Origin of the sequence: Micromonospora inositola (assembly GCF_900090285.1) — a bacterium.
In the GTDB taxonomy this organism is placed as follows: domain Bacteria; phylum Actinomycetota; class Actinomycetes; order Mycobacteriales; family Micromonosporaceae; genus Micromonospora; species Micromonospora inositola.
In genome coordinates this window covers 3,216,262-3,239,000 of the sequence record NZ_LT607754.1, presented here as the reverse complement: position 1 = coordinate 3,239,000, position 22,739 = coordinate 3,216,262, and the positions used below count along the sequence as shown (strand labels likewise).

Sequence of the window (22,739 nt, the reverse complement as noted above, 5' to 3'; positions counted from 1 at the left end):
CCATGTTGGATCTTGCGTGCCATCCGCGTGCCATTCACCGTCGCCGTCGGCCCTCGCCGGCGATCCGGCGGTCCATCGCGCCGGCGATCTCGCGGTCGCGCTCGCTGGTGGCGTGCTGGTAGATGAGAGCGGCGCGCATGGTGCCGTGTCCCATGCGATGCATGAGCTCCCGCGTGCTGGCCCCGCTGACGCGGCGAGCGTGTTGCCGGTGTGGCGTAGGTCGTGGAAATGGAAGCCAGCCAGGCCCACCGAGGCGACCGTCTGGGTCCATCTGACGGCGCGCCCGAAGTTGCCGGAACGCAGCGGCGCCCCCTTCGCGCCGGTGAAGATGAGTGCCTCGGGGCCGTCGTTGGCGTACTCGGCCAGGTGCTCGCGCAGTGACTCAACTGCGGCCGCCGGCAGCGCGACGACCCGGACCCCAGCGGCCGACTTGGGCGGCCCGAACTCCAGACGATCCTTCAGCGCTGCCAGCTTGCGGGGCACCCGCACGGTCGCGGCGTCAAGGCGGCCCGCAAGCGGGCCGCACCGGCCCGGCCCTGGCCTGCTGGCGACCTCCGGCCGGCATCGGCCGGGCCGGCCGGCCACGTTTGCAGGCGCCAGGAGCACGAAGATCGGGGCGCTGCCCCGAACCCCGACCTTCCTCAGAGATGCCGCCGCGGATCCCCTCGCCGGGCACCACAAGGGCTACCAGCCTCCCCGGACGGGGCCAAGGTCGTTCGGCTGGCGAGGCGCTCCACCTTGTCCCCGCCCGGGGAGGCTGGACGGTCTGCGACTGCCCGACGAGGAGATCCGCTCTACGACTCACCATCCAAGCCCAGCGCGCTAGGCAGGCTGTGGATGACGTCAGCCCGTTCATGCTCGTACGCCTACTACGACCCGATCGACACCCTCCCCGAGGCCGGCCAGGCCTGGTGGGACGCCCACCGCAACTACTGAACCGGCCGCTCCCCCGGCCACCCCCGGCGTCGCCCCCGCGACCCGGGGGTGATCGTCCTGTACGCCCTCGGACGGCCGCCGCCGCCCGCTACCGTCACGCCATGCCGAGCGAGCCCCACGACCGGAACGCCGACACCGACGTCGCCGAACGCGCCACCCCCGTCGAACTCTTCTTCGACGTCGTCTTCGTCCTCACCGTCACCCAGCTCGCCAACCTGCTCGAGACGAACCTCAACTGGGCCGGCGTCGGCCAGACCGTCATGATCCTCGGCCTGCTCTGGTACCTCTACAGCGCATACGCCTGGCTCACCAACCACGTCCCACCCCGCCGCCCCACCCGCAAACTCCTCCTCTTCGGCGGCATGGCCGGCTTCCTTCTCACCGCCGTCGCCATCCCCGACGCCTTCACCGGCAGCGGCCTGCTCTTCGGCATCGGCTACCTGATCGTCGTCACCGTCCACGTCAGCCAGTTCGCCAAGAGCACCGCCCGCGCCGCGGTCCGCCGCTTCGCCCCCTACAACCTCGGCGGGGCCGCGCTCATCCTCGCCGCCGGCCTGCTCACCGGACCCGTCGTACCCGTCCTCTGGGTCGCCGCCATCTTCACCCAGACCGTCCTGCCCTACCTGCTGCCCGGGCACTCCTGGCTCGCCGCCGCCGCCAGCTTCCACATCCGCCCAGCCCACTTCGTCGAACGGCACGGCCTGCTGGTCATCGTGGCCCTCGGTGAAACCGTCGTCGCCATCGGTATGGGCGCCCGGGTGGACCACCTCGACCTCGGCGTCGCCGGCGCCGTCGTGATGGCCCTCGCCCTTCCGGCCACCCTTTGGTGGACCTACTTCACCGACACCGCGGCCGGCGAGGCGGCCCTCGACCGCGCCGACCAGGCAGCACGAAGCCGCCTGTCCGCCCGCGTCTACGTCCTCAACCACTTCGCGCTGCTGCTCGGCATCATCGCCACCGCCACCGGCCTGCACGCCGTGGTCGCCCACCCCGACACCCCGGCCGGATGGCCGGCCGCGCTCGCCCTCACCGCCGGCGTGGCCCTCTTCCTCGCCGCCATCGCCGACCTTCGCCACTCCCTCGACGTCGGGCGGACCACCAGCCGCGTCGTCACGGCCGCCCTCGTTCTGGCCAGCACCCCGCTCGGCGCAACCGTCAACTCCGCCCTGCACCTGGGCGTCGTGATCATCCTGATGGTCGTGATGCTGCTGATCGACGGGTACCGACCCGGCGCGCCACTCAGCCACGCGGCGCATACATGATCACCGCGACGCATGGGTGGCGCTCCTTCGCTCTGGTCGGCTCATACTGTCGACCAGCGAGGAAGCTTCGCAAGAACCAAGATCTGGTTCGGTATCAACGCCAGCTGCGGAACGTCGTTGACATTGAACGCCACCCAGTGGCTGGCTCGCGCGGGAGTGCGTAGTGGCCGGTACCTCGGGCGGTCGCCAGGGGCACGACCGGTCTCACACTCGCTGTCTTGGCCTGGCCCACCAGTGCCTTGTCCGCCCTGATCTTCGTCCTTCCAAGCTGACGGTGCGGGTTCGATTCCCGTCGCCCGCTCCACCAGCCTCCGCCCCAGGTCAGAGGCTGTATCCCCCGATCCTGGTCCGCTCGACCACTCCCCCGCTTCGATCTTGCGGGCCATCCGTGGGCCACTAGCCGTCGAGCGCTACCTCGAATCCGTCCGGGCCGCGACGACCCGCGCCAGCTATGCCGAGACGCTCGCTCACCTGGTCGCCATCGCCGGGGCCAGCCGGTCCGCCGACGCTCTGACGCCGGAGGATTACGCCACAGTGATGCGGCGGTGGGACGGCGCGGCGGCTGCCACCTGGAACCGGCACCTGTCCGCGCTGACCTCCTTCACCGCCTGGGCCCAGCGCCAAGAACTCCTGGCGACCAATCCGGCCCGGCGGCTGGAACGCCGCAAGCCTGCCCGCTGCGGCGACCGCTCCATCCCCCGCGCCCGGTTGGAGGCGCTGTTCACCGACGACCGGCACGCCCAGCGTGAACGGGTGCTGTGGAGGCTCCCGATTGCCGGGTTCCGGTTTGAGGGCGGCTCCAACTCAGCCTGCGGAGCCGTACGCCCGCAGGAACGCGCGTACTCCGGCGGAGGTCAGCCGGTCGACCTCCTCCGGCGGGAGCGGGCTGACCCCCCAGTAGGACCGTTGCGTGATCTCGGTTGAGATCAACGCCATGAAATGGACGGCGGCCTGGGCCGGGCTGCCGTGGACGTCGATCAGGCCACGATCGCCCAACGCGGCCATGGCAGACGCCACCTCGCGGCCCACCACGCGCGGTCCGGCCTCCTGCCAGGCATCCAAGACCTCGGCCGGGATGTGCCCGGCTTCCGCGTAGATGTGCCGCACCAGCGAGAAGTGGTCGCGGGAGTCCGTTATCAAGCCGACCCAGGCGCGGGCCAGCGCGAGCAAGTCACGTTCAAGGTCGTCAGGATGCGGCGGACGCTCCGGATCCAGGTACCTCCGCAGCTGCGCGAGCTGCTCGTCCCTGACCCGCTCTGCGCTCAACCGCATGATGGAGCGGAACAACTCCTCCTTCCCACCCGGGAAGTGGTTGTAGATGGTGCGAGTCGAGGCGCTGGCCTCGGCGGCAATCGTGTCGATGCTGGCCCGGGAGTAGCCGTCCCGTCCGAAGACCTCGCACGCGGCCTGCACGATCGCTGTCGCCTTGTCCACCCGGCCCCGCCGCGGCTGGGCCGTCCTTGTCTTGTCCTCTGAGCCCGCGCCGGTCATCGCTTCATCTCCCACATGTCGATCAAGGCCGATTACAACGATCGTTTTATCTTTTGCAATACTCGTTGTATGCTACCTGACGTGCAGCGAATCGTGGCAATGAAACGAGAGGGGAGACCGCGATGTCTGACTTCGCACCTTCGAACGACCCCGCGCTCCGGGTCGCCGTCATCATCGGAAGTGCTCGTGGCGGCGGCTCCGGCCTGTCGGTCGCCGAGTGGTTCACCGGCCATGTGGGCCACCGCACCGACATCGATCTCGACGTTGTCGATGTCGCCGGCCTGGATCTTCCCGTGTCCATGCCCGGGTGGGACGGCCTTCCCGCCCCCGCGCCGGGGACTCAGGCCGTTCTCGCCGACGTCAGCCCACGGCTGGCCGCCGCCGAGGCGTTCGTCGTCGTCACGCCCGAGTACAACCACAGCTTTCCGGCCTCGTTGAAGAACCTCATCGACTGGCACTACACCCAGTGGCAGGCCAAGCCGATCGGCTTCGTCTCCTACGGCGGGTTGAGCGGCGGGCTTCGCGCCGTCGAGCAGCTTCGTCAGGTCTTCGCCGAGCTGCACGCCATGACTGTGCGCGACTCCGTCAGCCTGCACGGGCCCTGGTCCGGGCTGGGCGAGGACGGCAGACCGCTCGACCCGGCGGTCTGCGAGGGCGCCGCCAAGAACATGGTCGACCAGCTGTTGTGGTGGGGCCGCGCGCTGCGCACCGCTCGCGCCGAGCACGGTATGTGACGGGGGGGGGATGAGCACCGTCACTGGACCGGCACGAACCGCCGGATCCGCCGCCACTCTCGCCCGTACCCTCGTGGTCGTCGTCATCGGCTCGATCATGGCCGTGCTCGACGTGACCATCGTCAACGTCGCTCTCCATCCGCTGGCGACGGTGTTCGACGCGCCACTCGCCACCGTGCAGGGTCGCCACCGGCTACACGCTCGCTCTTTGCGCCGTGATCCCGCTGGCTGCCTGGGCCATGAGCCGCTTCGGCGCCAAGCGCGTCCACCTCACCGCGTTGGCCCTGTTCACCGGCGGTTCCGCCGCTAGCCACCCGGGCCGGAGTCCGGTTTAGACCATCCCGCCACGCGACAACCCCACCACCAAAGGAATGATCTTGTGATTGACGTACCTCTCTCTGTCCTCGATGTCGCTCCGGTCGACGCCACCGGATCCTCCGCCGAGGCCCTCCGGCACACCACGGCGCTCGCGGTCCGCGCCGAGGAGCTGGGTTACCGGCGGTTCTGGGTGGCCGAGCACCACAACACGCCGTGGGTCGCCAGTTCGTCCCCGTCTGTGCTGATCGCGCATTTGGCGGCGTCGACCTCGACGATCCGGGTCGGCTCGGGCGGCGTGCAGCTGCCCAACCACGCCCCGCTGGCGGTGGCCGAGCAGTTCGGCACCCTGGAGGCGCTGCACCCGGGCCGGGTCGACCTGGGCATCGGCCGGACGTCCGGCACCGACCAGGTCACCGCGCTGGCCCTGCGCCGGACGACGAAGGGCCTGTCCGCCGAGGCGTTCCCGCAGGAGCTTGACGATCTCATCGGTTACTTCACCAGGCGCGAGCCCCGGCTGCGGATCACCGCGATCCCTGCGCTGGGCAACATGCCGAAGATCTGGCTGCTCGGATCGGGCGGGTTCAGCGCGCAGCTGGCCGGCATGCTGGGCCTGCCGTTCAGCTTCGCGCACCACTTCAGCTCCGCCAACACACTGCCGGCACTGGCCCTGTACCGGCAGCACTTCCGCCCGTCGGAGTACCTCGACAAGCCGTATGCGATGGTCTCGGTCAACGCGATCTGCGCGGATACCGACGAGCGCGCGGAGTACCTGGCCGGCCCGGCCATGCTGTCCTTCCTGCGCATGCATACCGGCCAGGCGCAGCTGCTGGCCAGCCCCGAGGAAGCGGCCCGGTACCCGTACACGCCGCAGGAGCTGGAGGTGGCGCGGTCGCGGTTCGAGGGGCAGGCGCTCGGCTCCCCGGAGACCGTGGCCCGCCAGCTCGACGAGCTGCGCGAGCGCACGGGGGCGGACGAGCTGATGCTGACCACCCAGGTCTACGACATCGAGGACCGGATCCGCTCGTTCGAGCTGATCGCCAAGCAGGCGGTCACCCCCTGACCCAACGGCCGGCCGCGGGCGAGGCCGGGGGAGTCTGCCACCCGGCCTCTTCGAGTGACTTCTCGTCCGCACCGAATTCCAGGGCGTCGCGCATGACGCCCTCGACGTCTTCCACCGTGGCGTCGTCGAGGCCGGTCGGACATGCGGGCGCGTACCACAGGGTGCGGCGGTCTCTGTCGAGGACGGCGCGCAGTTCCCCGTTGATGACGTCCACGGTGAGGGCCGCCGCGGTGGGCAGGTGGGGCCGGATGAGGTGGGCGGCGTAGGCGGCAGCGGCGGTCAGGGCTGCCCGGCGGGCCTGCTTCGCTTCGAACCATGCGGCGAGCCGCCGCCAGGAAGGGCGCCGGTCTCAGCCCGAGGGCGTCACCGCCTTGGACCCCTGGGCCAGCCGCTCGTAGCAGACCAGTGCGATGAGGAAGGCGGTGAGCAGGCCGAGCGCGGCCAGGGAGGGCATGCCTCGGGCCGCCGGCAGGAGGAGGAGGGCCACCCCGGCGGCGACGAGTTGCGCTGGCGGGGCGGATCGGACGGCAAGCCGCAGGAACAGCAGTCGGCCGGTGAGGTAGAGGACCACCCCGCCGTACAGCGCGGTAGTCGAGGTCCAGTCCAACGGCTCCCCGAAGGGGTGCTGAGGCCGGTTGCGGGCCAGGTCGGCGAGGACCTGCTCGGTGCCCAGCGCAAGGTAGATAACCCCGGCGATCAGCGGTAGGAGACCCAGGCTGTACCCGTCGCTGGCTATCTTGTCGCGCCGAATCCCCGGCGCCTGCGCCAAGGCTCGGGCGGCGGCCGCTGCGGCGTTGGCGAAGTAGAGCCACCACAGGCACACCGTCATGCTGAGGCCGAGCAGCGCCGCTACCAGGACCGGCCAGCGGGCCACCGCCGTCCCGGCCCCGGTTCCCACCGAGATGAGGGACTCGCCAAGGGCGATGATGAGCACGAGGCCGTGCCGTTCGGCGAAATGCCTCGGGCTGCGTAGCGGCCACCCCCCGCGGAAGACGTAGGCGACGCGTCCGCCGCCGATGTCGATGACGAACGCCGCCGCCCACAGGAGGGTCTGCGCGGTGCCGCCCAGCACCGCGCCGAGGATGAGCGCTATCCAGCCCAGCGCCGTCGGGATCGCGAAGATGAGCAGTTTGCCGCGCAATTGCCGGTCTTCCGCCGCCGCGTAGAAGTAGAGGGCAAGTTGCACCGCCCGTATCACGATGTAGGCCACGGCCAGGGTCAGCGGTGCGTTCACGTCGCGACCGTGCCGCCAGGCATCGGGTATCACCAGGGCGGCTACGAAGATGGCAGCCATCGCGATCACCGTGCCGGCGGGGACCAAACCCGTGTCGGCGCGGGCCTGGTTGCCCAGCCAGGTGTAGGCCCCCCAGGAGATCATGAGGAGCAGCAGCAGGAGCATCCCCTGCGCCATGGACAGGAGCGTTGGTGGTTCCCCCATGAACGCGATGAGCCGGGTGAGGGCGAAGACGAACACGATGTCGAAGAAGATCTCGAACGTGGTCGCCCGGTGCGTCTCCTCGGTCAACACCGGTCGGGACCGGAAGATATGCCTCATAGGCCCCTCTTCTTCGCCCACCACTCACCGGTACCCGATCGGCCCTCCGTTCTGGTCGGTGTGCCGTCATTCGGGGTGACGGCGTCGACGTACAGACTCGCGTACCCCAGGTAGGTACCCGGATTGGTTGGCATCACGCAGCTGTTTGAGGAACGTCCGGTCATGCCGCGTTCCGCGCGCCGACTGTGTCGCAGATCAGTTGGCGGACGAGTGACATCAGTCGACGGAGGACACGGCGCAGACCGGGCGCAATGCCGAATTGCCCTCTATCGGATCAAGGCGGCCCGCAAAGCGGGCCGCGCCGGCCGGGCCGGCCGGCCACACTGACGGACATCAGGACCTTGAAGACCTCGGGGCTCCGCCCCGAACCCCGGCCCTCCTCAGAGATCCGCTAGGACAGGACCTTGGGATCTCGGGCAGGACGTGATCTCGGTGGTGGTCCCCAGCTGGCCGGTTTCATCCCCACTTTCCGGGGAAGCCCGCACGGCATGTCTTCTGATCCTGGCGAACCGGCAAGGCGCGCGCTGGAGCGGGCGCGACAGTCGATTCAAAAGATCCACCAGGCTGCCATCCGGCACCGAGACCCGAGCCTGCACGAAATAGCCGACGAGATGAGCGAGGTCGCCCTGATCTTGGGTCACGACGCCGGCCCGGTCCAGGATTGGCGGCCGTGCCCGGTGTGCGGGGCCGAGCCAGGGTCGCACTGCATCCAGAGGCCGGGGCACGAGATGGTCAACGGGATGCACCCGGAACGGAGCAGGCTCTAGAGAAGCAGAGGGGAAGGCCCCACCACGCGCCTCCTTCCCCTGATTCGCGGTCCTCTCAGCTCAGCCGATCGCCCTTCAGCGCGCGGACGAAGCTGCGCCAGGCCGACGACCCGAACACGAGCGGCGGCCCGGCGGGGTCGGGCTGGACAGCCATCCGTTACAGCCAAGCCTGCCAGCCAACGCCGATGCCGCCCGACAACGGCGGACCAGCCTGAGCAGGGTAGCAACTCCCCTACCAGGCCCGTCTGATCTTCTAATCGCAAGGCCGTCACGGGCCATCGGTGGGCCAGTAGCCGGGGCGCGTGGCGGTCACGAGCGAGCACGAGACGCAACCGGGCCACGCGCCGGCCGCAGGCGTTTCGGGCATCACGACCACTTGAGCACGCTCTTCCAAACTGACGGTGCGGGTTCGATTCCCGTCGCCCGCTCAAACCAGATGGCCCAGGTCGGACGAGTGCCCGACCTGGGCCGATTTCATGTCCGCCGCTCGGGCGTGCTGTCCGCTCGGCATGCCTGCCCACTTCGAGGCAAGGCGCGGCCACGTTGCGAGCACGCCCGTTGCCTACGTCGACCCAGGCACGCGCAGGGCCCTCATCCAGGTGACGCACCCCGTTTACGCCTTCATCGACCATGGTCGGGCGCGGCGGCGCGGGCTGCGTACGATGCGGGGCCGGACATCCCGCTCGTCAGGTGGAGGTAGCGACCGATGTCAGGCCAGCAGGACGGCTTCGCCCTCGGCGTCGACCTCGGCACCTCGAACACGGTGGCCGTGCTGCGCTGGCCGGACGGGCGCACCCGGCCACTGCTCGTCGACGGGCAGCCGATCCTCCCCTCCGGCGTGTACGCCGACGCGGACGGCCAGCTGCACGTCGGCCGGGACGCCCAGCGGCTGGCCCAGGTCGACCCGGACCGGTACGAAGCGAACCCGAAGCGCCGGGTCGACGAGGCGGACGTCATGCTCGGCGATCGTCGGCTCTCCCCCGCCGAACTGCTCGCCGCGGTCCTGTTCACGGTCGCCGAGGCGGCGGTCGGGACGGTCGGGTTCCTGCCGCCCGCGGTCGTCACCTGCCCGGCCACCTGGGACGCCGACCGCCGGCAGGTGCTCGCCGATGCGCTGGCGCTGGCCGGCTGGCCGCCGGCGGCCGAACACACCATGTCCGGTCCCACCCCGCCGGGGACCCGGCTGCTGCGCGAGCCGGTGGCCGCCGCCCGCCACTACACCGAGGTGCTGCGTCGGCCGGTGCCGGTCGGTGACGCCGTCGCCGTCTTCGACTTCGGCGGCGGGACGCTGGACGTCGCCGTGGTACGCAACGAGGGCGCCGACCCGTGGGGCGACTCCGGCTTCACGGTCGTCTCCTGCGGCGGCCTCGACGACCTGGGCGGCCTGGACCTCGACGCGGCCCTCGTGGAGCTGCTCGGGGCACGGGTCGCCGCCGCCAACCCGGACGAGTGGGCCCGGCTGACCCGGCCCGAGAACACCACGCAGTGGCGGGACCGGCTCCGGTTCCTGGAGAACGTCCGGGGCGCGAAGGAGATGCTGTCCCGGGCCACGGTCGCGCCGGTGGCCGTACCGGGGGTGGAGGCGGCGGTGGCGCTGACCCGGGAGGATCTGGAGGGCGTGGCGACGCCGCTGCTGCGCCGGGCGGTCACCGAGACCCGGCGGGTCGTTTCCGCCGCCGGGCTGACCCCCGAACGGCTCGCCGGCCTGTTCCTGGTGGGCGGCTCGTCCCGGATCCCGCTGGTGGCCCGGCTGCTCCACGCCGAGCTGGGTGTCGCGCCGACGGTGCTGGAGCAGCCGGAACTGCCGGTCGCCGAGGGCGCGCTGACCGACCTGCCGCTGCGACCGGGCCGCTCGACGACCAAGCCGTTGATCCCCGCCCCCGCCGGCCCGCCGCCGGGACCGGCCGGCGCGTCACCGGAGCCGGGACCCGCCGGGACGCTGCCGGACGGCGACCGGACGCCGCGGCTGCCCGCCGGGGCCGGCGAGCCGGCCGACACGGTGCCGAACGACGCCGGCCGCCCACGGCCGGCGATGGCGCACGGTCTCGGGCCGGCCGGCACACTGCTCGACGAGGCGGCGGGTACGACGCCGGCGATGGCGGGGCGCGCTGCCCCCAGCCATGCCGCAGGAGCGGCCGGGCTCACCGGCCAGGGCGGAGGAGCCGCGGGATCTCCGATGCCCGGTCAGGCCGGAGGAGCGCTGGCGGCGCCACCAGCGCCCTGGGCGGGCGTACCGCAACCGGTGTCGGGCGGCGGTCCGGGCGTACCCCCGTCGAACGCCGCGGGATCCGGCGGCCGGCGCCGGGCGCTCTGGATCTCGATCGGCGCGGTGGCGGCCCTCGCCGGCGTGGCCACCGCGGCGGTCCTCTACCTGACCAGGGACCGGCACCCGGAGCTGGACTTCCAGGCGTTCGACAGGGGCAAGCGGATCCTGGCCGGCGCGGACCGGCCCAGCGACATGTTCACCGCGACGCTGGGCGACCGCGCCTATCTGGCGTACCCGCGGGACGATGACCGGCTGGAGGTGATCGCCGTCGACGCGGGCACCGGCGAGGAGCTGTGGCGCCGGCAGAGCGCGGCGCCCGCCGAACAGTGGGACCGGATCGTCGCCCTGCCCGACGCCGTGGCCCTCGTCGCGGACGCCGCCGGCACCAGCACCCCCCGTGAGCTGGAGGTCCTCGACGCCGGCTCCGGCCGGCAGCGGTGGCACCACCCGGTGCATGGCGACGACGAGTTCTTCTTCGGCACCGACGTGATGGTGCTGGCCGACCGGGACGGACACCGGCTGGTCGGCCTCCGGGTGAGCGACGGTACGGAGAAGTGGAGCCGCGCCGACCCGCGCGACCAGTACGGCAGCTCGCGCACCAGCGTCCACCTGGTGACCAGCGAGGAGGGCCTGGCCGGGCCGGGCTTCGCCGGCGGCGGCGCCCGGGATCCCTGGCAGGGCGAGGTCCGGCGGATCGTGCAGGTGGCGTCGGACCGTTCGGTCCGCCTGATCGACATGGCCACCGGCGCGGTGCTGCGCCGGCGCACCAACGTCGCGGAGCCGGACGACCTGGTCGTCGCGCACTCCGACCGGTTGTACGTGGCGAACGACGACGGCGGGTTCCAGCTGCTCGCGTACGACCTGGGGAGTTCGGCGGAGCCGACGGTGCTCTACCGGGCGCCCGACGACCGGCACCGGCCCAAGGGGCTGGTGCCGTGCGGCGAGCACCGGGCCTGCCTGCTGGAGGTGACCGACGCCGACCAGGCGACCGCCGCGGTGGTGGCCGCGGCCGAGGGGAAGAAAGCGGAACGCTGGTCCGCCCCGGGCGCCGACCTGCTGGTGCCGCTCGGCGAGCGGGTGCTGGCCCGGCGGACGTACCCGGATCCGGCGGTCACCCTCTTCGGGCCGGACGGGCAGCGGGTGCTGGACGCGCGGGACGGGGTGGCGGTGCGGGTCGACGCCGGCAACCTGCTCGTCTTCGCCGAGCCGCTGGGCAGCGGCGAGGACGACCGCAGCGTCGCCGGGGTGGGCGCGGAGTCCGGCCGGGTCGTCGAACTGGGCCAGCTCAAGGACGTGCGCGGCGAATCCTGCTCGTGGAACACCGAGGTGATCGCCTGCGGCTCGGCGAAGGACTTCGTTCTGCACCGCTTCGCCGCCGGCTGACCGCAGACCCCCGGCCGGCGCCGGATCAGTCGGCCCCGGCCCCGAGGCCGCGGAAGACCGCCAGGGTGGCCGGGTCGTCGATGGTCGCCGGGACCGGCTCGTCCCGCCCCTCGACCAGGCCGCGCATCGTCCGGCGGAGGATCTTGCCGGAGCGGGTCTTCGGCAGCGCCGGCACCACGGTCACCCGACGGAACGCGGCCACCGGGCCGATCCGCTGCCGGACCAGGGCGACCAGCTCGCCGGCGAGGGCGTCCGGGTCCACCTCGGCGCCGGCCTTGAGCACCACGTACCCGCTGGGCACCTGGCCCTTCAGGGCGTCCGCGACGCCGATCACCGCGCACTCGGCGACCGCGGGGTGGCCGGCCAGCACCTCCTCCATCGCCCCGGTGGAGAGCCGGTGCCCGGCCACGTTGATCACGTCGTCGGTGCGGCCCATCACGTAGAGGTAGCCGGCGGCGTCGAACCGCCCGCCGTCGCCGGTCAGGTAGTGGCCGGGGAAGGTGGACAGGTAGGAGCGGACGTACCGCTCGTCGTCGCCCCACAGGGTGGGCAGGCAGCCGGGCGGCAGGGGCAGCCGGATCACGATCGAGCCGTCGGTGTCGGGCGGAACCTCCCGGCCGGTGCCGTCGACCACCCGGACGTCGTACCCGGGCACGGGCACCGACGGGGATCCGGGCTTGATCGGCAGCGGCTGCAGGCCGCGCGGGTTCGCCGCGACCGGCCAGCCCGTCTCGGTCTGCCACCAGTTGTCCACCACCGGCACGCCGAGGCGCTCCCCCGCCCAGGCCCAGGTGTCCGGGTCGAGCCGCTCGCCGGCGAGGAAGAGGGTGCGGAGGCTGCTCAGGTCGTACCCGGAGATCAGCGCGCCGTCCGGGTCCTGCCGGCGGATGGCCCGGATCGCGGTCGGCGCGGTGAACAGCGCGGCCACCCGGTGCTGGGCGATCACCCGCCAGAACGCGCCCGCATCGGGCGTGCCGACCGGCTTGCCCTCGTAGAGCACGGTGGTCGCGCCGGTGAGCAGCGGCGCGTACACGATGTAGGAGTGGCCGACCACCCAGCCGACATCGGAGGCGGCCCAGAACACCTCGCCCGGCCCGATGTCGTAGACGTTCCGCATCGACCAGCGCAGCGCGACCGCGTGCCCGCCGTTGTCCCGCACCACGCCCTTGGGCCGACCGGTGGTGCCGGAGGTGTAGAGGATGTAGAGCGGGTCGGTGGCGGCGACCGGCACGCAGTCCACCGGTTCGGCGTCGGCCATCACCTCGTCCCAGGTCAGGTCCCGGCCGGGCAGCAGCGGCGCGGGACGCTGCGGGCGCTGCACGATCACGCAGTGCGCGGGTCCGTGTGCCGCCTCGGTTAGCGCGGCGGTCAGGATCGGGTGGTAGTCGACGACCCGGTCCACCTCGATGCCGCAGGAGGTGGCGACGATCACCGTCGGCCGGGCGTCGTCGATCCGGACGGCCAGCTCGTGCGCGGCGAAGCCGCCGAAGACCACCGAGTGGACCGCACCGATCCGGGCGCAGGCCAGCATGGCGATCACCGCCTCCGGCACCATGGCCAGGTAGAGCAGCACCCGGTCGCCCCGGCCGACGCCGAGCCGGCGCAGCGCCCCGGCGAACCGGGCGGTCTCCGCGAGCAGTTCCGCGTAGCTGTACGTGCGTACCGTGCCGGTGACCGGGCTGTCATGGATCAGCGCCGGCTGGTCGCCGCGACCGGCCGCCACGTGCCGGTCGAGCGCGTTGTGGCAGGTGTTCAGCACCGCGTCGGGGAACCAGCGGTACAGCGGCGCAGCGCTGTCGTCGAGGATCCGCTCCGGCGCCCGGAACCAGTCGATGTCCGCCGCCGCGTCCCGCCAGAAGCCGGCCGGGTCGGCGATGCTCCGCTCGTACGCTGATCGATACGCGCCCATGGCCCCAATGCTGGTCCGCGAACGCCCGCCGGCACGACGGCCGACCGGGATCGGTGCGCCGGACGCGCCGCGCGGATCGCCGAACGGCCGGTCCGGGCAGCGGATGAACCGCGCCCCGCCGGGTAAGGAGCCGACGTCCTGGTGGAGTGACGACCGGCGTCGCGGCATCCCGCGACCGGGCGCGCGGGCGGGCGGCGCGACGCCGACCCGCCCGCGGGTACCGGGATCAGTTGCCGGTGACCCAGTTCCAGGCCGTCACGACCCACTCGGTCTGCTGAAGGTAGGCGACCCCCACGCCGGCCAGGAAGAGCGCCGTCACCAGGTGCGCGCCACGGGCGCTGCGCCGGACCCGGCCCAGCTGGCGCTCCCAGATCAGCCGGCCGAGCAGGCGGGAGAGCGCGAAGAGGCCGACCGCGGTGAGCAGGCTCAGCACGAAGGTCAGCAGCGGCGCGGTCAGGTCACCGCGGCCGGAGATCGCCCAGATGCCCCAGCAGACGAAGGCGAAGAGGCCGCCCGCCGCGCTCCACTCGCCGCCGCGGCGCAGCTGGGCCAGGTGCCAGCCCATCGGCCGGCGCGGGGCGGAGCCGCCGGACCAGTCGGCGGGGTCGGCGGTGGGGAACTGCTCGGTGCGCGGGGTGCGCCGCTGGCCCACCGAGGCCACCCCCCGCCGGTACGGGTCCCGCTGGGTCGGCACCCCGGGCTGCGGCGGCACCTCCACGGTGCGCTCGGCCCACGGCTGGGTCTGGTCCGCCATCTCGTGTCCTCCCCGTGACCGACGCCGGCCACGTTTCCGAGGGTAGCGAGCCGGCAAATCGGTCGCCGACCCCGCCGGTGATGCGTTACACACATCCGATGACCGATGTGGTGGTGCCCCGCGCCGAGGATTTCGACGAGATCGCCGGGCTGCTGGCCCTGGCCTTCCACGTCGGTCTCGACCCGGAGCTGCTGGAGGTCGAGCGAGGGATCTTCGAACCGGAACGCGGGCTGCTGGTCCGCGACGGCACGACGGCGGTCGCGTACGCCGCGGCGTTCACCCGGGAGCTGGGGGTGCCCGGCGCCAGCGTGCCGGCGGCGCACGTGACGGGGGTCTCGGTCGCCCCGACCCACCGCCGCCGGGGCCTGCTCACCGCTCTGATGCGCCGCCAGCTGCGGGAGATCCGCGACGCCGGCCGGGAGCCGGTCGCGGTGCTCTGGGCCAGCGAGGGTCGGATCTACCCCCGGTTCGGCTACGGCCTGGCCGCGCAGCGGCTCACCATCAGCTGCGACACCACCGAACTGCGCCTGCCGGAGCAGGCGGCGTCCGTCGCGGGCACGCTCCGCCTGGACCAGCCGGCCGCGCGGCCGGCCGAGCTGGCCCGGCTGTACGACCGGGTCCGCGCTCACCGCGCCGGCTGGTCGGACCGGGACGAGCGCTGGTGGCGGTACGTGCTGGCCGACGTGAAGAGCCTGCGGGAGGGTGCCACCGAGCGGCGGGTGCTGCTGCACGAGGGGGCGGCGGGGCTCGACGGGTACGCGCTGTTCCGGACGAAGGACGAGTGGGACCGCGGCGGCCCGCGCGGCGAGGTCCGGGTCGACGAGATGGTCGCGGAAAACCCCGACGCGTACCTGGCGCTGTGGCGGCTGCTGCTCTCGATCGACCTGACCCGGCGGCTGTCCTTCCGTACCGCCGCCGTGGACGAGCCGCTGTTGTGGCTGGTGAACGAGCCGCGGCAGCTCGGCGCCCAGCTCTCCGACGGGCTCTGGGTACGCGTGGTCGACCTGCCCGCCGCGCTGGCCGCCCGCCGGTACGCCACCGACCTCGACGTGGTGATCGAGGTCACCGACGAGCTGCTGCCGGAGAACGCCGGCCGGTGGCACCTGGTCGGCGGCCCGTCGGGCGCGACCTGCACGGCCACCGCCGCGTCGGCCCAGCTCGCCTGCGACGTACGCGCCCTCGGCGAGCTCTACCTGGGCGGCGCCGGACTCGGGGCGCTCGCCGCCGCCGGCCGGGTCCGGGAACTGGTGCCGAGGTCGCTCGCGGCGGCCGGTCCGGCGTTCGGCTGGCACCGCGCCCCGGCCCCGATGGAGGTGTTCTGACGGGCCCGGCGGGTCGCCGAGACGGTACGGTCGGCTGATGGGTGATGTGGAGCGACGGCGCCGACGGCTGCGGCACCACGGCGAGGCCGAGACCGGTTCGCCGGCCCCGGACGGGCCGAGTGCCACGACGGCCGGGGTGCACGACGAGCCGCCCCGCGGCCGCCGCCCCGGCCCCGCCGAGGAGGGCGAGCGGGGGCTGCGCGGCCTGGTCGGTTCCGGCTCGTCGCAGGTCGGGGTGACCGCCGCGCTGCGGGCCCGGGACGCCGCCCGGCCGACCGACGCGGATCTCGCCGAGGCCGAGGCCCGCGTGGTGATCATCCGGCGCAACTGGGTGCCCCGCGAGGACCTCCCCCGCCCCGGCCGCTGACGCGATCAGGCAGGCAGGTCGGGCAGCTCGCGGGTCTGCTCGTACGACGCGACCTGGGCGATCCGCCGGGAGTGCCGGGGGTTGCCGGAGAACGGCGTGGTCAGGAACGCCTCGACCAGGGCGGTCGCCTCGTCCAGGGTGTGCTGGCGGGCGCCGACCGCGATGATGTTGGCGTCGTTGTGCTCCCGGGCCAGCTGCGCGGTGTCGATGTTCCAGGCGAGCGCCGCGCGGACGCCGGCGACCTTGTTCGCGGCGATCTGCTCGCCGTTGCCGGAGCCGCCGATGACCACGCCGAGGCTGCCCGGATCGTTGACCACCCGGTCACCGGTGTGCAGGCAGAACGCCGGGTAGTCGTCGTCCGGGTCGAAGGCGTGCGGGCCGACGTCGACCACCTCGTACCCCTGCGTGGCCAGGTGGTTGGCCAGGTGCACCTTCAGCTCGAAACCGGCGTGATCGGATCCCAGGTAGACGCGCATACCGCGCAGTCTGTCAGGCCGGCCTCCGTGCCGCCGGGCGGGCGGCGAGACGGAGGCGGATTCGTCACAGCTCAGCGGGACAGCTCGGCGGCCACCAGGCCGCCGCGGGCCTTCGGGGTGAACCAGGTGCTCTTGCGCGGCATCTTCTCCCGGGCGAGGTTGACCGCGACGAAGTCGTCCACGGTCACCGGGGCGACGAGGACGGCCAGCTCGGCCCGGCCGGCGTCGACCTCCCCGGTGAGCCAGCTCGCCGGGTAGTCGCCGCCCACGTAGGTGATCCGCTTGTCGCCCGGGTCGAGGCCGAGCGCGTCGCGCAGCAGCAGCCGCTCGACCAGGGCGTGGTCGAGGTTCTCCAGCCGGCCGCCGTCGACGTGCGGCAGGGTCACCGCGTACCCCTGACCGGCGAGGTAGAGGTGGACGGCGCCGCCGGCCGCCGGGACCTCGACCGGGCCGTCGATCCCGGTGATCTCCGCGCCGGCGGCGCGGAGCCGGTCGAGCAGCTCCGCCGGCGTGGTGGTCAGCTCGCTGACCAGCCGGTTGTAGGGCTGGATGGCCACCGACGCCGGCGTGGTGATCACCGAGAGGAAGCGGGGCAGCCCGCCGGTCTGCGCGGCCAGGCTGCGGTGGTTGCCGTCGGCGACCACCAGCTCGCCGCCACCGGCGAGGGCGGTCAGCTCGTCCTGCTCGGGGCCGGGTCCCAGCAGCCAGATGGCGTGCGTCCGCCCGGACTGGTCGACGTCGGTCGCGGCGGGCGCGCCGGCCGACTCGGTCGCCGCCGCGAGCGCGGCGTGCAGCTCGTCGCCGCGCCCGGTCTGGAGCAGCAGTACGGGCGAGAGCAGGTGCCCGAGCGCCTCGGCCAGGGCAACCCGCTCCCGCACCTTGGCGATGAAGACGTCCTCGTTGCGGATCACCAGGCCCGGCTCGTCGGCCCGGGTGGAGATCTGGTCGGTGTCGACCATGGCGAACAGCCCGTACGCGGGTTCCTCGCCCGGCGCGCTGATCCGGTAGAGCACCACGACCTGCTCCGCCGGGGTGTAGCTGCCGTCCGCCTTGGCCTCGGTCAGGCGGGCGACCGCGTCGGGGAGGGCGTCGAGGAAGGTCTTGCCGAGGCTCTCCGGCGCCCGGTGGGGCATCTCGACGCCGAGGGCACTGTGCGGGTTCGCCTCGATGATCGCGGTGATCTCCGCGTCGTCGGCGAACTCGTCGTAGTTCTGCGCGCCGGTGCCGCCAGTGGTGATCCAGGCCCGGTTGATCGGATGCACGACCGTCATGCCCACCGACGCTACCCAAGGCCCCCGGCCCGCCGGACCCGGACCCGTACCGCGTCCACCAGATGAAAGGGCCGCGCTCAGCCGTTGCGGCCGAGCGGGGCCGGGGCGTTGCGGTGCCGGCCGGGCCCCGCCGGCCCGGCGAGCCGGACGGTGGTCGCGCCCGCCGGCACCGGACCGCCGACCAGGACGCCGGTCCGGATCGGGCCGGGCGTGCGGGTGGGCAGGTCCGCCTCGGCGGGCGGGGTCATCCGGGAGGTGGCGACCACCCGGGCGACGCCGACCACGATCGGCGGGGCCAGCAGGTCGACCATCTCGGCCGGCAGGGTCGGCCGGACGGCCGGCCAGTCGGCCTCGTCCACGGACCAGTACGTCGCACCGGAGTCCTCGGTCGCCGTCTCCTGCGGCGCGTCGTCGGACGTACGGCGGTGCTTACCCATCGGAATGCCTCCTCCGAGCTGCCGGGCTGCGGCCCCACGGGCCGCCGGCGGGGACACCCGGTGAAACGAGCCCCGCACCGGCCCGGTGACGCCGGGGCCGGTACGGGGCTCCGGATCGTCGCCGGAGGCTCCGCCCTCAGTCGAAGATGGGGCCCAGCTCGCGGGAACGCTTCAGCTCGTAGAAGCCCGGGGTTCCGGCGACCAGCAGCACGCCGTCCCAGAGCCGGCCGGCCGCCTCGCCCTTCGGCGCCGGGGTGATCACCGGGCCGAAGAAGGCGACCTTGTCGCCGTCCGGGCCGGGGGCGTGGATCACCGGGGTGCCGACGTCGGTGCCGACCGGCCGCATGCCCGCCTCGTGGCTGGCCCGCAGCGCCTCGTCGTACGCGGTGGTCTCGGCGGCGTCGGCGAGCGCCGGGTCCAGCCCGACCTCGGTGAGCGCGCCGACCAGCATCTCCCGGCCGAGCGGCTCCTTGCCGAGGTGGATCCGGTTGCCCATCGCGGTGTAGAGCTTCGCCACCGCCTCCTGGCCGTGCGCCTGCTCGACGGCGATGCAGACCCGCACCGGGCCCCAGCCGCTCTTCATCAGTTCCTGGTACTGCTCGGGCAGGTCCCGGCCCTCGTTGAGCACGGACAGGCTCATCACGTGGAAGTCGATGTCCACGGGCCGGACCTTCTCGACCTCCAGCAGCCAGCGGGACGTGATCCACGCCCACGGGCACAGCGGGTCGAACCACATGTCCACGGCGACACGTTCGGTCACGGTGAGATCCCTTCACGACGGGTGCGCCGGTGAGCCCGGCGCCTCCCCCGATCCTCACCCCCGACGGCATCGACCGGTACCGGAATGAGAGCGTGACCTCGACCACCGAAGGTGTCGGTACATGGAAGACTCGGACCGGACCGGCCGCCACGAACGGGCCGGCGAAGCGGGGCCGCCGGGACGCGGCGCGAGTGGGATGGAGACGAACAGTGCCGGGAGTGCGCAATCTGACCCAGGTCGAGGCCACCGAGCGGGCCCGCCTGCTCGACGTGACCGGGTACGACATCAGCCTTGACCTGTCGACCGCCGTGCAGGCCACCGGCCGCACGTTCCGCTCGGTGACGGAGGTCCGGTTCCGCTGCGCCGAGCCGGGGGCGAGCACGTTCATCGAGGTGGCCGCCGACTCGGTCCGGTCCGCGACGCTCAACGGCGCACCCGTCGACATCTCCGGCTGGTCGGCCGAGAAGGGCCTCACGCTGTCCGGTCTGGACGCGGAGAACACCCTGGTGGTGGACGCGGACTTCGGGTACTCGAACAGCGGGCAGGGCCTGCACCGCACGGTGGACCCGGTCGACGGGGAGACCTACCTGTACAGCCAGTTCGAGACGGCGGACGCGCAGAAGGTCTTCGCCTGCTTCGACCAGCCCGACCTGAAGAGCGTCTACACCTGGCACGCCACCGTCCCGGACCACTGGCGGGTGGTGTCCAACATGCCGGTGGAGCGGGAGGAACCGGCCGGCGAGGCGCTCAAGACCGTCCACTTCGCCGAGTCGGCGCGGATGAGCACCTACATCACCGCGCTCTGCGCCGGGCCGTACCACGAGGTGCGGGACAGCCACGACGGGATCGACCTGGGCGTCTTCTGCCGGGCCTCCATGGCGCAGTACCTGGACTCGGACGACCTGTTCCTGATCACCAAGCAGGGCTTCGACTTCTTCCACGAGAAGTTCGGGGTGCGCTACCCGCTGCCCAAGTACGACCAGCTCTGGGTGCCGGACTTCAACGCCGGCGCGATGGAGAACTTCGGCTGCGTCACCCACGCCGAGTCGCACTACATCTTCCGCTCGCAGGTCACCGACTTCGAGTACGAGCAGCGGGCGAACACGATCCTGCACGAGCTGGCGCACATGTGGTTCGGTGACCTGGTCACCATGCGCTGGTGGAACGACCTGTGGCTGAACGAGTCGTTCGCCGAGTGGGCCAGCCACTGGTGCAACACCCACGCCACCCGGTTCCGCGACGCGTGGACGACCTTCCTGTCCATCCGGAAGAACTGGGGCTACCGGCAGGACCAGCTCTCCTCCACCCACCCGGTCTACTGTGAGATGCCGGACCTGGAGGCGGTCGAGGTCAACTTCGACGGCATCACGTACGCCAAGGGCGCCAGCGTGCTCAAGCAGCTCGTCGCGTACGTCGGCGAGGAGCCGTTCCTGGCCGGCCTGCGGGCGTACTTCGGCAAGCACGCCTGGGGCAACGCCACCTTCGACGACCTGCTGTCGGAGCTGGAGACCGCCTCCGGCCGGGAGCTGCGCAAGTTCGCCGCGCAGTGGCTGGAGACGGCGCAGGTCAACACGCTGCGCCCCGAGGTGACCACCGGGGCCGACGGGGCGTACCAGCGGGTGCTGGTCCGCCAGGAGGCGCCGGCCGGGCACCCGACGCTGCGTACCCACCGGATCGGGGTTGGCCTCTACGACCTGACCGACGGCCGGCTGATCCGCCGCGAGCGGATCGAGGTCGACGTGACCGGGGAGCAGACCGAGCTCTCCGCGCTGCACGGCAAGCCCGCCGCCGACGTGCTGCTGCTCAACGACGACGACCTGACGTACACCAAGCTGCGGCTGGACGAGCGGTCGATGGCGAACGTGGTGCAGCACATCGCCGGCTTCGAGTCGTCGCTGGCCCGGGCGCTCTGCTGGACCGCCGCCTGGGACATGACCCGCGACGCCGAGCTCGCCGCCCGCGACTACGTCGCGCTGGTGCTGGCCGGCCTGCCCGCCGAGACCGACATCAACCTGGTCACCGCCACCCTGCGGCAGGCGACCACCACGCTCACCTTCTACGCCGACCCGGCGTGGGCGCCGACCGGCTGGGCCGAGCTGGCCCGGACCGCGAAGGACGCCCTGGCCGCGGCGGAGCCGGGCAGCGGCTTCCAGCTCGCCTGGGCCCGGGCGTACACCTCGGCGGCCCGCTCCGACGAGGACCTGGCGACGCTGCGCGGTTGGCTGGACGGCGCCGAGGTGCCGACCGGGCTGACCGTGGACACCGAGCTGCGCTGGACGGTGCTCCAGGCCCTCGTGGCCAACGGCGCGGCGGGTGCCGCCGAGGTCGAGGCCGAGCTGGCGACCGACCGCACGGCCAGCGGCGAGCGGGAGGCCGCGTACGCGCACGCGCTGGTGCCGACGGCGGAGAACAAGGCGGCGGTGTGGGCGCAGCTCACCGGCCCGGAGGCGCTGCCGAACTGGCGGCACCGGGCGCTGCTGCAGGGCTTCGCGCACCCGGCGCAGGTCGACCTGGTCGCGCCGTACCGGGAGAAGTACTTCCAGGTGGTGGCCCAGGTCTGGGCCAGCCGGGACAGCGAGCCGGCGCAGGAGTTCACCCAGCTCGCCTACCCGGCGTACCTGGTCGAGGAGGAGACGGTGGCGGCGACCGACGCGTGGCTGGCCGGCGAGGGCCACCCGGCGCCGCTGCGCCGGCTGGTCGCCGAGGGCCGCGACGGCGTGGTGCGCGCCCTGCAGGCCCGCGCCAAGGACGCCCGGAGCGCCTGACGCTCGACGGGGCGGTCCCGGCTGTCGCTCGGGCCGCCCCGCCGCACGATCGACTCCAGATCGGCGATGTGGCGGCATCATCGCCACCCTGACACCGTCAGATCGGCGACGCGGTGACAGCAAAAGCCCGGCCCGCGTTCGCGGGCCGGGCTTTTCGCGTAGCGAGGATCAGCCCTTGCCGGCGTGGCTGGCGAGCTGGTCGAGGCCCTGGATGATGCCGCCGGCCAGGTCGCCGCCGCCGAAGGAGGCCACCATGGAGAGCGCGGCGAGCTTGGCGTACGTGTCCGGGATGCGCTTGCGCGCGTACCGACCGGTGACGATCTCCAGCTGCCGCTGGTTGGGCGACACGGCGATCAGGACCGACTTGTCGGGCTCGGCGAGCTGGCGGTGCAGCCGCTGGGCGTGCTCCCGGATCGGCTCGTCGAGACCGCCCACGTAGACCGAGAAGACCAGGCCGGTGCCCTGGTCGGCCAGGCGGAGCGCCTCGTCGATGCGGAGCAGCTGGCGGGTCGAGAACGGCCCGTCCAGCACCTCGGGCGGGGTACCCGTCCCGGTCTGCTTCTCACCAACGGTCACTTGCGCCTCCGGTTCCACCGGCCGGCGCCTCGACGCCGGCCTTCTCAAGCTTGTGGCTGGTCAGCGCCGGCGCCTGCGCGCCCGCCGCCAGCGCGGTGCCGGCCGAGTCGGCCAGCTGCTCCGGGCGGCCGAGGAACCAGACCGGAGTGAAGTCGAAGGGTCGGCCCGGCCGGTAGCGCTTCGCGCCGCCACTGCCGCCACGGCCGCCGGCGAGTGCCAGTCCGGCGATCACCAGCACCGCGGCCGCCGGGATGCCGACGAAGACCAGCAACGTCTCGGTAACAGACAACCCCAACGCCCCCAGGCGGAAAGTTAGACCAGGAATTCCGG

At 72.7% G+C, this 22,739-nt stretch carries 22 protein-coding genes; 9 read left to right on the top strand and 13 right to left on the bottom strand.

Annotated elements, in window-relative coordinates; translation table 11 throughout:
• Nucleotides 1-34: 34 nt before the first annotated feature.
• Complete coding sequence (locus GA0070613_RS32970; protein WP_197699082.1) at nucleotides 35-163, bottom strand: integrase; 129 nt, start codon at nucleotides 161-163, stop codon at nucleotides 35-37.
• A gap of 874 nt (nucleotides 164-1,037) precedes the next feature.
• Here GA0070613_RS32970 and GA0070613_RS15530 point away from each other — a divergent pair.
• Both GA0070613_RS15530 and GA0070613_RS34395 read left to right on the top strand, forming a co-directional pair.
• A complete protein-coding gene (locus tag GA0070613_RS15530; RefSeq protein ID WP_157746358.1) occupies nucleotides 1,038-2,198 on the top strand; it encodes a low temperature requirement protein A in 1,161 nt (386 codons plus the stop codon).
• Nucleotides 2,199-2,573: 375 nt separating this feature from the next.
• The gene (locus GA0070613_RS34395) at nucleotides 2,574-3,122 is read left to right on the top strand and encodes a site-specific integrase (protein ID WP_157746357.1); all 549 of its coding nucleotides are present in this window, start codon (nucleotides 2,574-2,576) and stop codon (nucleotides 3,120-3,122) included.
• Here the strand turns inward: GA0070613_RS34395 and GA0070613_RS15520 are convergent.
• Nucleotides 3,003-3,689, bottom strand: coding sequence for a TetR/AcrR family transcriptional regulator (locus GA0070613_RS15520; RefSeq protein ID WP_089012959.1), 687 nt, complete (start codon nucleotides 3,687-3,689; stop codon nucleotides 3,003-3,005). The two genes, GA0070613_RS34395 and GA0070613_RS15520, sit on opposite strands and share 120 nt — an antisense overlap.
• A 122-nt stretch (nucleotides 3,690-3,811) precedes the next feature.
• Here GA0070613_RS15520 and GA0070613_RS15515 point away from each other — a divergent pair, with 122 nt between their 5' ends.
• Complete coding sequence (locus GA0070613_RS15515) at nucleotides 3,812-4,423, top strand: NADPH-dependent FMN reductase (RefSeq protein WP_089012958.1); 612 nt, start codon at nucleotides 3,812-3,814, stop codon at nucleotides 4,421-4,423.
• Nucleotides 4,424-4,802: 379 nt separating this feature from the next.
• Nucleotides 4,803-5,801 carry an LLM class flavin-dependent oxidoreductase gene (locus GA0070613_RS15510; RefSeq protein WP_089012957.1) on the top strand — a complete coding sequence of 333 codons (999 nt, stop codon included), beginning with the start codon at nucleotides 4,803-4,805 and terminating at the stop codon, nucleotides 5,799-5,801.
• Here GA0070613_RS15510 and GA0070613_RS15505 read toward each other — a convergent pair.
• Both GA0070613_RS15505 and GA0070613_RS15500 read right to left on the bottom strand, forming a co-directional pair.
• Nucleotides 5,791-6,015, bottom strand: coding sequence for a hypothetical protein (locus GA0070613_RS15505; protein ID WP_089012956.1), 225 nt, complete (start codon nucleotides 6,013-6,015; stop codon nucleotides 5,791-5,793). The genes GA0070613_RS15510 and GA0070613_RS15505 overlap by 11 nt on opposite strands.
• 135 nt (nucleotides 6,016-6,150) lie before the next feature.
• Nucleotides 6,151-7,356, bottom strand: coding sequence for a low temperature requirement protein A (locus GA0070613_RS15500; protein WP_089012955.1), 1,206 nt, complete (start codon nucleotides 7,354-7,356; stop codon nucleotides 6,151-6,153).
• Between the two features lie 488 nt (nucleotides 7,357-7,844).
• Here GA0070613_RS15500 and GA0070613_RS34610 point away from each other — a divergent pair, with 488 nt between their 5' ends.
• Nucleotides 7,845-8,123, top strand: coding sequence for a zinc finger domain-containing protein (locus tag GA0070613_RS34610; protein ID WP_089012954.1), 279 nt, complete (start codon nucleotides 7,845-7,847; stop codon nucleotides 8,121-8,123).
• A gap of 55 nt (nucleotides 8,124-8,178) precedes the next feature.
• On the opposite strand, the gene GA0070613_RS32065 is transcribed toward GA0070613_RS34610, so the two are convergent.
• Complete coding sequence (locus GA0070613_RS32065; RefSeq protein WP_157746356.1) at nucleotides 8,179-8,277, bottom strand: DUF397 domain-containing protein; 99 nt, start codon at nucleotides 8,275-8,277, stop codon at nucleotides 8,179-8,181.
• Nucleotides 8,278-8,829: 552 nt separating this feature from the next.
• Between GA0070613_RS32065 and GA0070613_RS15490 the strand changes: the two genes are divergently transcribed.
• Entirely contained in the window at nucleotides 8,830-11,772 is a 2,943-nt protein-coding gene (locus GA0070613_RS15490; protein WP_089012953.1) for an Hsp70 family protein, read from the top strand.
• A gap of 25 nt (nucleotides 11,773-11,797) precedes the next feature.
• Here the strand turns inward: GA0070613_RS15490 and GA0070613_RS15485 are convergent, their stop codons facing one another.
• Nucleotides 11,798-13,681: a propionyl-CoA synthetase gene (locus GA0070613_RS15485; RefSeq protein WP_089012952.1), complete on the bottom strand. Its 1,884-nt coding sequence runs from the start codon at nucleotides 13,679-13,681 to the stop codon at nucleotides 11,798-11,800.
• A 226-nt stretch (nucleotides 13,682-13,907) separates the two neighbouring features.
• Nucleotides 13,908-14,435: a hypothetical protein gene (locus GA0070613_RS15480; RefSeq protein ID WP_089012951.1), complete on the bottom strand. Its 528-nt coding sequence runs from the start codon at nucleotides 14,433-14,435 to the stop codon at nucleotides 13,908-13,910.
• Between the two features lie 98 nt (nucleotides 14,436-14,533).
• On the opposite strand from GA0070613_RS15480, the gene GA0070613_RS15475 reads away from it, so the two are divergent.
• Nucleotides 14,534-15,757: a GNAT family N-acetyltransferase gene (locus GA0070613_RS15475; RefSeq protein ID WP_089012950.1), complete on the top strand. Its 1,224-nt coding sequence runs from the start codon at nucleotides 14,534-14,536 to the stop codon at nucleotides 15,755-15,757.
• A 37-nt stretch (nucleotides 15,758-15,794) separates the two neighbouring features.
• Nucleotides 15,795-16,124 (top strand): hypothetical protein, encoded by a 330-nt coding sequence (locus GA0070613_RS15470; protein ID WP_089012949.1) that lies wholly within the window; start codon nucleotides 15,795-15,797, stop codon nucleotides 16,122-16,124.
• Nucleotides 16,125-16,129: 5 nt separating this feature from the next.
• Here the strand turns inward: GA0070613_RS15470 and GA0070613_RS15465 are convergent, their stop codons facing one another.
• From GA0070613_RS15465 to GA0070613_RS15450, 4 genes are all read right to left on the bottom strand, one after another.
• Nucleotides 16,130-16,600, bottom strand: coding sequence for a ribose-5-phosphate isomerase (locus GA0070613_RS15465; RefSeq protein WP_089012948.1), 471 nt, complete (start codon nucleotides 16,598-16,600; stop codon nucleotides 16,130-16,132).
• A gap of 71 nt (nucleotides 16,601-16,671) precedes the next feature.
• Nucleotides 16,672-17,871 (bottom strand): DUF1015 family protein, encoded by a 1,200-nt coding sequence (locus tag GA0070613_RS15460; protein ID WP_089012947.1) that lies wholly within the window; start codon nucleotides 17,869-17,871, stop codon nucleotides 16,672-16,674.
• A 77-nt stretch (nucleotides 17,872-17,948) separates the two neighbouring features.
• Complete coding sequence (locus GA0070613_RS15455; protein WP_089012946.1) at nucleotides 17,949-18,308, bottom strand: hypothetical protein; 360 nt, start codon at nucleotides 18,306-18,308, stop codon at nucleotides 17,949-17,951.
• Nucleotides 18,309-18,444: 136 nt separating this feature from the next.
• Nucleotides 18,445-19,068, bottom strand: coding sequence for a mycothiol-dependent nitroreductase Rv2466c family protein (locus tag GA0070613_RS15450; protein WP_089012945.1), 624 nt, complete (start codon nucleotides 19,066-19,068; stop codon nucleotides 18,445-18,447).
• Nucleotides 19,069-19,286: 218 nt separating this feature from the next.
• On the opposite strand from GA0070613_RS15450, the gene pepN reads away from it, so the two are divergent.
• The gene (pepN, locus tag GA0070613_RS15445) at nucleotides 19,287-21,833 is read left to right on the top strand and encodes an aminopeptidase N (protein WP_089012944.1); all 2,547 of its coding nucleotides are present in this window, start codon (nucleotides 19,287-19,289) and stop codon (nucleotides 21,831-21,833) included.
• A 168-nt stretch (nucleotides 21,834-22,001) separates the two neighbouring features.
• Here pepN and GA0070613_RS15440 read toward each other — a convergent pair whose 3' ends face one another.
• Both GA0070613_RS15440 and ctaJ read right to left on the bottom strand, forming a co-directional pair.
• Nucleotides 22,002-22,409: a DUF5130 family protein gene (locus GA0070613_RS15440; RefSeq protein WP_089012943.1), complete on the bottom strand. Its 408-nt coding sequence runs from the start codon at nucleotides 22,407-22,409 to the stop codon at nucleotides 22,002-22,004.
• Complete coding sequence (gene ctaJ, locus GA0070613_RS15435; protein ID WP_456299205.1) at nucleotides 22,396-22,698, bottom strand: aa3-type cytochrome oxidase subunit CtaJ; 303 nt, start codon at nucleotides 22,696-22,698, stop codon at nucleotides 22,396-22,398. The genes GA0070613_RS15440 and ctaJ overlap by 14 nt, the downstream gene beginning before the upstream one ends.
• Between the last annotated feature and the right edge of the window lie 41 nt (nucleotides 22,699-22,739).